The 9,772-nt window shown below is 46.7% G+C and carries 11 protein-coding genes; all 11 read right to left on the minus strand.

Features of this window, described 5'->3' with window-relative positions; all coding sequences use genetic code 11:
• Positions 1-17 precede the first annotated feature (17 nt).
• Complete coding sequence (locus tag IT392_07800; protein MCC6544388.1) at positions 18-1,277, minus strand: radical SAM protein; 1,260 nt, start codon at positions 1,275-1,277, stop codon at positions 18-20.
• A gap of 7 nt (positions 1,278-1,284) precedes the next feature.
• Positions 1,285-1,986 (minus strand): hypothetical protein, encoded by a 702-nt coding sequence (locus tag IT392_07805; protein ID MCC6544389.1) that lies wholly within the window; start codon positions 1,984-1,986, stop codon positions 1,285-1,287.
• 320 nt (positions 1,987-2,306) lie between these two features.
• Positions 2,307-3,428 (minus strand): beta-ketoacyl-[acyl-carrier-protein] synthase family protein, encoded by a 1,122-nt coding sequence (locus IT392_07810; GenBank protein MCC6544390.1) that lies wholly within the window; start codon positions 3,426-3,428, stop codon positions 2,307-2,309.
• Positions 3,421-3,897: an acyl-CoA thioesterase gene (locus tag IT392_07815; GenBank protein ID MCC6544391.1), complete on the minus strand. Its 477-nt coding sequence runs from the start codon at positions 3,895-3,897 to the stop codon at positions 3,421-3,423. Before IT392_07815 ends, IT392_07810 begins: the two co-directional genes overlap by 8 nt.
• Positions 3,898-3,899: 2 nt before the next feature.
• Positions 3,900-4,811, minus strand: a complete 912-nt coding sequence (locus IT392_07820; GenBank protein ID MCC6544392.1) for a hypothetical protein — start codon at positions 4,809-4,811, stop codon at positions 3,900-3,902.
• A gap of 19 nt (positions 4,812-4,830) precedes the next feature.
• Positions 4,831-5,418, minus strand: coding sequence for an acyloxyacyl hydrolase (locus IT392_07825; GenBank protein ID MCC6544393.1), 588 nt, complete (start codon positions 5,416-5,418; stop codon positions 4,831-4,833).
• 12 nt (positions 5,419-5,430) lie between these two features.
• A complete protein-coding gene (locus IT392_07830; GenBank protein MCC6544394.1) occupies positions 5,431-6,771 on the minus strand; it encodes an AMP-binding protein in 1,341 nt (446 codons plus the stop codon).
• Positions 6,772-6,902: 131 nt separating this feature from the next.
• Positions 6,903-7,508, minus strand: coding sequence for a 1-acyl-sn-glycerol-3-phosphate acyltransferase (locus tag IT392_07835; protein MCC6544395.1), 606 nt, complete (start codon positions 7,506-7,508; stop codon positions 6,903-6,905).
• Positions 7,509-7,675: 167 nt separating this feature from the next.
• The gene (locus tag IT392_07840; protein MCC6544396.1) at positions 7,676-7,951 is read right to left on the minus strand and encodes an acyl carrier protein; all 276 of its coding nucleotides are present in this window, start codon (positions 7,949-7,951) and stop codon (positions 7,676-7,678) included.
• Positions 7,944-9,200, minus strand: coding sequence for a beta-ketoacyl-[acyl-carrier-protein] synthase family protein (locus IT392_07845; protein ID MCC6544397.1), 1,257 nt, complete (start codon positions 9,198-9,200; stop codon positions 7,944-7,946). The genes IT392_07840 and IT392_07845 overlap by 8 nt, the downstream gene beginning before the upstream one ends.
• Complete coding sequence (locus tag IT392_07850; protein ID MCC6544398.1) at positions 9,191-9,757, minus strand: hypothetical protein; 567 nt, start codon at positions 9,755-9,757, stop codon at positions 9,191-9,193. The genes IT392_07845 and IT392_07850 overlap by 10 nt, the downstream gene beginning before the upstream one ends.
• Positions 9,758-9,772: the final 15 nt, after the last annotated feature.

Below are 9,772 nucleotides of genomic sequence, written 5' to 3' on the forward strand. Positions count from 1 at the left end.
TTATACAGGAAAAGGGTTCAACACTGCCTGGTGTGTCGAGCATAATCTTTAGGTTTGGGCGGTGATTGATAAGTGCCATCTGCTATCTCCCTTTGTATTACCTTCATAAACAGGTCACCCATCTTCAATTCCTGCGGTCTTTCTTTATAGAAGGTATCCCATGCATATTCATATATATCCTGCAATTCAGTGCATGTCATCTTTTTGGGCTGGAAGACGACCCTGTCGCATGTGTAATCCGCCCAGTTATTGCTGAGGATTCTCCCCTCTTTTTCAAGCTGCGCCCTGATGGGGGTATGCATGAATGGTGTCATGATGGTGAACTCGGCAAGATCCAGCCCGATCTCCAGCAGGAAGTCTACCAGCCTCTTTATATAATCAATGTCCTGGTCATCTGTGCCGAGGATAATAGTCCCTTCAACACCAATACCATGATCTTTGTACTTTTTGATCCGGTTTCGAATGACATCGGATGTATCGAAGACCGCCTGGTAAACATACCAGGCGCCGGCCTGATACGCCAGATCGAGAAGCTTGTCGTCATCCTCGATTGGATGGCTTACCCACTTCTTTTTCAACGGGATAAGCGCCTTAAAGAGCTCTTCCTCCCATTGGTAATTCTGGGCCAGAGAATTGTCAACTAAAAAGAGTCTGTTATTGTCAATTGAATTAATCTCTTCAACTACCTTTGAGATGGGGCGGGGTCTGAATAACTGCCCTCCAAGGAACGGCGTGCAGCAGGGGAAGCACTTGAAACGGCAGCCCCTGGATGCGTGTACCAGATCCAGCATCTTAATCCCCCGATAAGTATAGCGTTCACGGTTCAGGATGCCGCGCCTTGCCGGTCCTACCAATTCAACCGGAGGAAGGTCTCCTCTCTCATCGTAAACCGCAGCAAGTCTGTTATTCATGAAGTCTTCAAGCACCTTTTCTATACGACCCTCGGACTCCCCCATGAAGACGCTGTCTACATGCTGCTGAAACTCATCGCTGTGGAGGGATGCGGATATTCCTCCTGCTATCACGGGTATCCCGCGTCTGCGATAGTGGTCAGCGATCTCAAATCCCCGGGGAACCTGTGCAGCAAGCATGACTGAGAGAGCTACAATGTCCGGACTGTCTTCCAGATCCAGCGGGTCTACATTTTCATCTATAAATTCAACATCCGCATAAGGAGGAAGTGATGCTGCAAAGACCACCGGACCGTGGGGAGGGAGGTGAAATTGCGTCTGCCTTTCGATTTTTCTCCACTTCGGGTAAATAATTTTTATTCTCATAGCTCTATTATTCTTTGGGATCAAATAGGTCTGTAAGTGAGGTCACATCCCTGCCGCTGCTTTGCACCATCCTGCCCTTATCATACATCAGTTTAGTTCGAAAAGATAACACGTTAGCAGGCTTAGCGTCAAGGATTACGAATACCGCTCCTGCCAGCGGCCGGTCTCCTGTAGCCATCATATTTACTGGCGGACTGTCTATCCAGCCTGCCAGCATCCTGCTGGTCTTCCCGGAGGCAATCATTGATGCTGCGTTTTCAAGGGCGCTAATTCCAGGCCCGGAGCTCTCACCAACGCAATATGTCGGGCCTGTTAGATTAAACAGTACAGCGCATTCACCCAGGACAATGACAGGAAGTGTATAGGAAAAGAGGTTGGGGCTTGAAAGAACCCCTCCCTGTTCCAGTGTAGTTTGATAATATGCCAGGTCTGTTTCCATTACTTCACAGAGGCTTGACACTACCATCCCAATCGGTTCAGATGCCTCGCCTTCGCTAATGCCGGCATCTTTCAGCGTCATGGCAACGGCCAGGCACCCAAACTTCGTATAAGCATCGAAACGGCCGAACCTCGGATGGGGACGTGGAAACAACCCTTTTTCGGAAGGTAGTACTGGAGTACCTGTACCCAACACAGGGCGTTTCCCATCCGCCATAACGCCGTGTCCATTAGGAGTTATCCACGCACCACCAGTTATCCAGATATCCATCTATTTATCAGGTCCCTTCACTCGAAAATAGCCTTTCAAATCACCCCCTGACCCCCCTTTTCTAAAGTGGGGTAACTAATTTCCCCCTTTGAAAAAGGGGGAGTAAGGGGGATTATTTTCATGCCAATTTGTAAGCACTGGCTCATGATGGCTCACTCGAAAATAGCGCCTCCCTATCATTGCCGCCTTTCATTCTGAACTCGTTTCAGAATCTCCTGACCCTGCACCGTTTGAGATCCTGAAACAATCCTACACCAAGTTCAGGACAGGGTTCAGAATGACAGACTACGCCAGGATGTCAGACCGGGTGGCATGAGCGTTTACATCCTCTCAAATATAAGTGCCGCATTGCATCCTCCGAATCCGGAGTTTGATGTCAGTATATTGTTGCCTGGAAAGGGCTGTTCTTTATCAGATGCCCTTCCCTCTGCCCTGTCTTCCGGCCTGACTAATCCTGATGTAGGAACCACCATTTTTTCAGTCATAGAACGTATGGAGATAGCAGCCTCAATTGCCCCGGCAGCCCCGAGGGTGTGTCCTATGGCCCCTTTTACGGAGAACAGAGGGAAACGTCTTGACCCGAAGACCGACTCAATAGCTGTAAGTTCCATAGCGTCATTGTAAGGTGTCCCTGTACCGTGGGCACAGTATGCCTCTACATTATCATGAGAAAGACCTGCCTGGGCAAGGGCCGGTCTTATGGAGTTTATCAGGCCGCGGCCATCTTTAGCAGGTCCTGTAATATGATTGGCGTCATTGGCTATACCCCAGCCTGTGAGTCTTGCCAGAGGTGTATAACCCATCCTTTCTATAGATTCTTTGTCAGTGAGGAGAATAGCTGCAGCCCCTTCACCCAGATGCAAGCCATCCCTATCCAGGTCATAAGGACGGCACTTTGTTGCCGAAAGACCGCGCAGAGATGCAAAGCCTGTAAAGATAAAACGGCTCACCATGTCCGCAGCACAAACAAGGACGGATGAGCACCTTCCTTCGGAGATCATCTGCGCCCCGATGGCGAGTCCTACTGTGGAAGAGGCACATGCAGCATTGACTTCAAGTCCGGTGTCTGGAATCCCAAGATAATTGCAGACCCATTCCCGGTAGTGTCTGGACAGATAAGGAGGCATCCCTTTCCTTCCTTCTGCCGTATCTTCAATGAACGGTACATCCCCTTTAATTCCGGTCCATATGGTGAAGATATCCTTCGGAAGGGACCTGAGATTATTCAGCGCTGCGGACATCAATTTACATATGAAATTTTCTCCTTTATCAGTTTCCAGACCTTCTACACAGGCCGCGTCATGATACGCAAGCCTGTCCGTATTAAAGCGTTGGACTGGCCTTATCGCTGAACCGCCTGCACTGAGCACAGGCCACATCTCATCTATCGAATTGCCCATTGCGGTCACAATAGAGGTGTCTGCCACAAATACCTCATTCATGAAAGAGATTTTCCTTCCAGCGTCTGCAGAACTCTTCCACAAATTCAGGACGGGCAAGCAGTACCTCCATCTTCATGTTAGTCAGAAGCTGAACCGTATACCCTGTAGCCGCAACACCGCCATCCTGTCCGGAGATCATATACTGAAAATTCAAACGAACGGCATCTGTCCAATGCAGTGAAGCAGTAATTATACATTCTTCACGAAACCGGAGGGGGATATGATAATCAATATGCATCCGGACGATAGGGGCCATGAAATTTTCCCTGTACATGTCCATATAACCTATACCGTATTTTTCACCAAACGCCGACCGCCCATCCTCAATGTAGCTCGGATAACGTCCGTGCCATACGATCCCCAGCGTATCAACCTCCTCAAAGCGCACCTTTCTTTTCACCTGCGCCACAAGTGGCGGAGGCGCATCAGGAATTTCGGGAAAATATAGCGGATTATTGCGTCTTCGCATGTTTATTGGTCATTACCGTCTCTTTTTACCAAAAATAAAAGGGTTGCAGCAACCTTGCTCCCTGTTGTCAATCTTGCGCGTACTCTATAGGTTTCGTTGTTTTCAACTACATTTACTTCGGCCTCGATCAGATCCCCTGGTAAAATGGAATTTGTAAACTTTGCCGTCTCTATTTCCGCAAGTATAAGCTGACATTGAAGTAATTCCTCGCAAAGTAAAAGGGAGATATCAATCATGACGACACCCGGCAATATGGCAAATCCTGGAAAATGACCATCAAAACCGGGAAATGCATTATCGAAACATAATTCTCCGTATGCCCTTCCGGTTCCAGCAGATGTTTCCTGTTTGTTCAGGTACTTCCTGATACCACTGAAAATGATGCTTCTATTGACTGGACTGAGCTGTTCGCAACCCCCCCCGGTCATTCCTTTATCCGGATGTAACGCAGGTTCTGTCTGTGCTTCACCTGACAAATGGATGTTGAGCCTTCCAGATGCCAGACATTCATTATGAAGAAATATTCCGCCTTCGATTACAATGACGTTATCCATTTCTAATGTCTTATTAAACCGGATATCAAGCGAATCTCCAAGAGAGGCCTGCTTGTTTATAATGAAATTTTTTATGCCGGTCAGGAATCCATTTTTTACTGTGCCTGACGTCTTTAAGATGTCATGTCCCCTTGCAGAGGCTGCGAGCTGGGCTAATAACTCTACAAAACAGACACCTTCAAGCCTCCCGCTTGCATCTACAAATGGGTTCTTCGACGTAATCGCAGCCCTGCCAACTGCGTGTTCAGATGAACACTCACAAAGTTCATCAATAAGAAGCATGGTTCCCCTGTGGGGAACCAGTTCCAGGACTTTGACAGGCAGAGACGGCCCCGACACGATGTTATTTAAGTCAGCCATAGTTGACCATGTTTCCTGATCAGAAAAATGTTATCCCCAATAAAAACTTACTTGAGTTCAAAGGTACATTAGGGTCCCTGGTTCCAGCATTTGATATGTGATGGAACCTATACTCCGCATTTAGTTTATGACCTTTTTTTGTCTTGAATAGAAAACCTATTCCAGCCTGATAATTGCCGTTCAGACCTTCGTTGGTGATACTGCTCGATTCAATGTATACAGGCCCCCCCCCGGCAAAAACATACGGTGATCCCTGCCTGTATGTTGTAAAAAAATAGCTGGCCAGGAAATTCATGCCGAACATAGGGGAGACAACAGGTCTCAGGACTAAGTATACCGGTAACTCTATCAGGAGGTCATGATGTCCCCTGAACCAGGAACGGCCAACATCACTCCTAAGCACAAGTCCATATCTTAATACAAGATCTGCCGTCTCTACATGCTCACTGGTCTTGCCCAAACCCACATGAGTGGCTCCATAGCCTCCAAGAACCGTCCAGTATGAATCTGCCTGCGCGGTCTCTGCGACACCTGAATTCAGAGAATATGCAGGTGCAGCGGATATCAGATTTAACAAACAGAAAGTCACGACCAGTATAAGGCGCATGGTCAAAGCCTGTTACCTGAAATCAATAAATAATTGTTTCTTGCGTTTTTCCGGATAATGTGTCTTATTGCCAAACTCCTTCTCTGATATAAATATTATTTCAGGAACGACTCGGATGCAGGCCCTGATCTTATCCACAATTACCCCCTCTAAGACCAAAGGGTTAGTTGAGACTACGTATAATAATATATTGTCAGTGCCGTCGTCATTCTTCCTGGCTTCTATACAGACACCTTCCACCCCTTCTATTCCTTCTACAGCCGAAAGTATGGCGGAGGGAAAAACAGTAGTGCCTTTGAACTTAAGCATCTGATTCTTTCTGCCAATTACCGGACCAAGGCGCGGGGTTTTGCGTCCGCAACCGCATGGCTCTGTCATCAGAAAAGAGATATCACCTGTACTGTACCTGATAAGCGGCATTCCGGTAACTCCGAGTGGAGTAATCACCACCTCGCCGGTGCATCCAGAAGGGACTGGATTTCCATTTTCATCAACAATCTCTATGATAATTAACTCGGGACGTAGGTGCCCTCCCTTCCTCTCCCTGCATTCGCAAAAGGCCGTGGCCATCTCGGTTGAGGCATAGGTTGAATACAGTGGGGCACCCCACATCTCTTCTATCTGATGTGCAAAAGGAAGGAGGTTTAATTTGTCATCCCGAATACCCTCCCCGATTGCTATTAGAAGTCGGATACCGGTTTTTGAAGGGATATCACCACATTCCAGTCCATACTGTCCGATCTTCCGTATGAGAGACGGCACCCCGGCAATGACCGTTGCACCTGTTGTCTTTATCATATGCCAGTGTTGGGCCGCACTCCCGGCACCTGCCCTTACCATCCTTGCACCGACCTTCAAGCCGCCGAAATAATAAGCCAGTCCTGCCATAAAACATCTGTCTATTGCTGCACATACAATCACGGTATCTCCAGCATCTATGCCGATCATCCTGAATGACGCTTCTTCATTATACGCAAGACGGGCGAGGTCTGATGAACTCTGGAGAAGCATATTAGGCGCAACACCTGTCGTGGCCGACGTCTGGCAGACATCAACGACATCCCTCGGATCGCAGGCAAGAAACTTATCATTGTGACCATCTAAGTCTTTCTTGGTAGTAAGCGGAATCTGAACAAGATCTTTCACACCTTTGATTAAATTGGCGTTAAGCGCATGTCTGTCGAATAACTCCCGGTAATAACGGGAGTTATTAACAGTGTAATGAAGGTGCTCTATAAGCAGCCTGTCCTGTATCTTAAGAATATCTTCGCAAGATTCAAAATCCAGTGCGTTATAGTCTTTCGCCGGGTGGTCTTTTAATACAGATGTCTGGTAATTTGTGTTGCTATTCACTTGAAAACACCTTTTCAAATCCCCCCTTCCCCCCTTTTCTAAAGGGAGGAATTATTTTTATGTTCCTCAGTTAGCCAGCGCTAACGTGTATTCACCCTCATTGCTCATTGCTTCTTAAAAGCCCCGTTTCTTTACGGTTCATGCAAATGTTCCCTGACCAGAGATTCAACATGTTTCTTCAGTTTTAATGCGCGTTTTTCTTCCGGAAATGATGACGGATGAACTGCCGGCAGTATATCTATGTTTATTCCGGCAGGCCTTATTAAATGGTCATTCATAGGCAGGAATTTTTCTGTTCCAGTCATGCATACCGGCACGACCGGCAAATTAAATTCAACTGCCGTCATGAATGCCCCTGAACGAAAGGGCTGAAGTCTACCATCTCGGGAGCGGTGTCCTTCCGGGAAGAACAGAAAAGATACCCCCCGATTAAATAATTCGCGGCCTTCCTCTTTAAAAAAAGTATTTGGGTTCATCTTTTCTACATCAATGTATCCTGCACGCCGCATGAACCAGCCTATAAGCCATAACTTAAAAGGCCACGAGCGGACAAAAACCACGGTATTTCCGGGAGTAAAGAAGGCGCTTAAAAATATGTCAGCCGTTGAACGATGATTTACTATGACCACACATGGCAGGTTACTGGTAATATTTTCTTTTCCCTCACACTTAATCCTGATCAGGGGCCATGATATCCTTACAAGGAGGCTGCCGAAAAGCCGGTTCGAACATCTCATGGCGTTATCCAGACGTCTGTCTTGAAACACCATTAGCGTAAGAATTACGAGTGGGAAAATAAATAAATAATAAAAACCAGTAGCCAGAACTATATATGAAAGGTAGACAACATTAAGGACGTATACTGCAACTCTAAAAATGCCTTCCGCTATTAATCCGGAAACTTTCACTGACTGGTTTGGGAAAGCGCTCTCTGCTTTTCAATAATAAAACGATGAATATCACTGAGAGTACGTATAGAACGAATCTTTTCTTCGTCCAGATTTCTCACGACCTTAAATTTGAACTCATGTTCCAGAGCAACAACCAGATCAACACTGTCCAGACTATCAAGCCCCAGTTCATCGTATAATGTCGCCTCCGGGGTCAGATCCTCTTCTTTAAGTTCAAACTCCTCTATCAGGATCTTCTTTACTCGTTCCGCAATATCTTGTTCAGTCATTTCTGTTAATATACCTCCTTATAACCAGTATGGAGTTGATGCCTCCAAAAGCAAAGCTATTTTTTAAAAAAGTCGTTATCTGAACCCTTTTTAATTCCATGAGATGATTAACACCGTCATTACATCCCTCCCCGGGATTTTTCAGATTCAGTGTGGGAATCAGGACCCCATCATTTAACATCCTTACAGAGGCTGCCAGCTCCAATGCGCCGCTGGCACCCAGCGTATGTCCCATATGTCCCTTAAGACTGCTGACAGGCACTCCCCTGCCTCCAAATACTTTACGGATCGCCCCTGCCTCTGATATATCCCCCTGGATTGTGCCGGTCGCATGGGCATTGATGTAGTCAATATCCTTCGGCGTCAAATTTGAATTGTCAAGGGCATTTTCCATGCACCTTACAATTGAATCGCTGTGGGACTGAGCCAGATGAGTGCCATCTGATAATGTTGAAAAACCAATAATCTCCGCCAGGATGACGGCCCCGCGTCTTATTGCAGACTCTTCAGACTCAAGTATTATACAACCGGCCCCTTCACCGCATACAGTTCCATCCCTGTCACGGTCAAATGGCCGGGGGGTCTCTGTAGGTCTGTCATTAAAGCGGCATGACGTGGCATTGAGCAGATCAAATGAACCGCATACGATTGCGTCCAGTTCGTCCGATCCTCCGCACAACATGAAATCCTGGAGTCCGTATTTAATGGCCTCATACCCCAGGCCAATTGCCTGAGTCGAAGACGAACAGGCAGCGTCAGGTGATATCACCCTGCCTTTAATATTCAGGGCATGGGCTATATTAGCTGCGCATGTATGGCTCATGACCTGGAAAAATGAACCGGAAGATATGTTCTTTAAGGAAGCACTGCTGAAATATTCCTTAAAATATTGGGTTAACGACTCAGCGCTTCCTGTTGAGGAAGAAAAACTGACACCTGTCCTTCCTGATGTGAGAACGGTTTCAGAGATTCCGGCTTCTCCTGTTGCCTCATTGGCAGCAAGCAGCGACATGATGGCAGTCGGTCCCATAGTCCGTCTGTACTGTCTCGAAATTGATTTTGACGGAAGAGATTCTTTAATGGGTGCACCTACCCAGCAATTCAAGTCCTTAACCTGTTCTTCCCACTCTGACTTAAGAGAGACAACAGCAGACTGCCCCGCATATAGACCTTCCATAAGGGGTTTAACCCCTATTCCAAAAGGCGAGATTGCCCCCATACCGGTGATAACAACTTTTCTTAACGACATTCTCTAACCTTATTCCAAATAGTTTCCAGCCCTAAGATATTTGATACACTCAGAAATCCCGAAATAACTCCGCCCATAATTCCTGGGAGATGTATACTCTGTCCGCCGAGGTAAAATCCTCTTATCGCAGTAACAGAACTGAGTTTTATCTGGTCTACAGATTGTTTCACCCCATACATGGAACCACGAGGAGTGCCGGTATATCTTTCATATGTAGATGGCGTTGCACTGTCAACTACTTTAATACTCCCGTTCACCTCTGGAAGTAATTCTTTAAACTGACTGACGAGACATTCCGTTTCTCTTTGTTTGTATTCAAGGTAGGCGGGAGTCCGCTTATTTGATTCGTACAGTTCTTCAGGCAGTCTGTTCACGGGAGACTCCTTCAGAATGCAAAGACCTTTTTTTTTATTGTCATATACTGTTGGATCACATGCCATTATAGCAAAAGATTCGTCCCTTGTCCGGCCCAGTCTGTACAGATTGGAACAGGCTATCTTGTCAGGGAGATGATCAACCTCCAGATATACTGCAAACGGGGCATTGGTGTTTTCCAACCCTTTTAGCCTGGA

It is taken from the genome of Nitrospirota bacterium, from assembly GCA_020846775.1.
Lineage (GTDB): Bacteria > Nitrospirota > 9FT-COMBO-42-15 > HDB-SIOI813 > HDB-SIOI813 > RBG-16-43-11.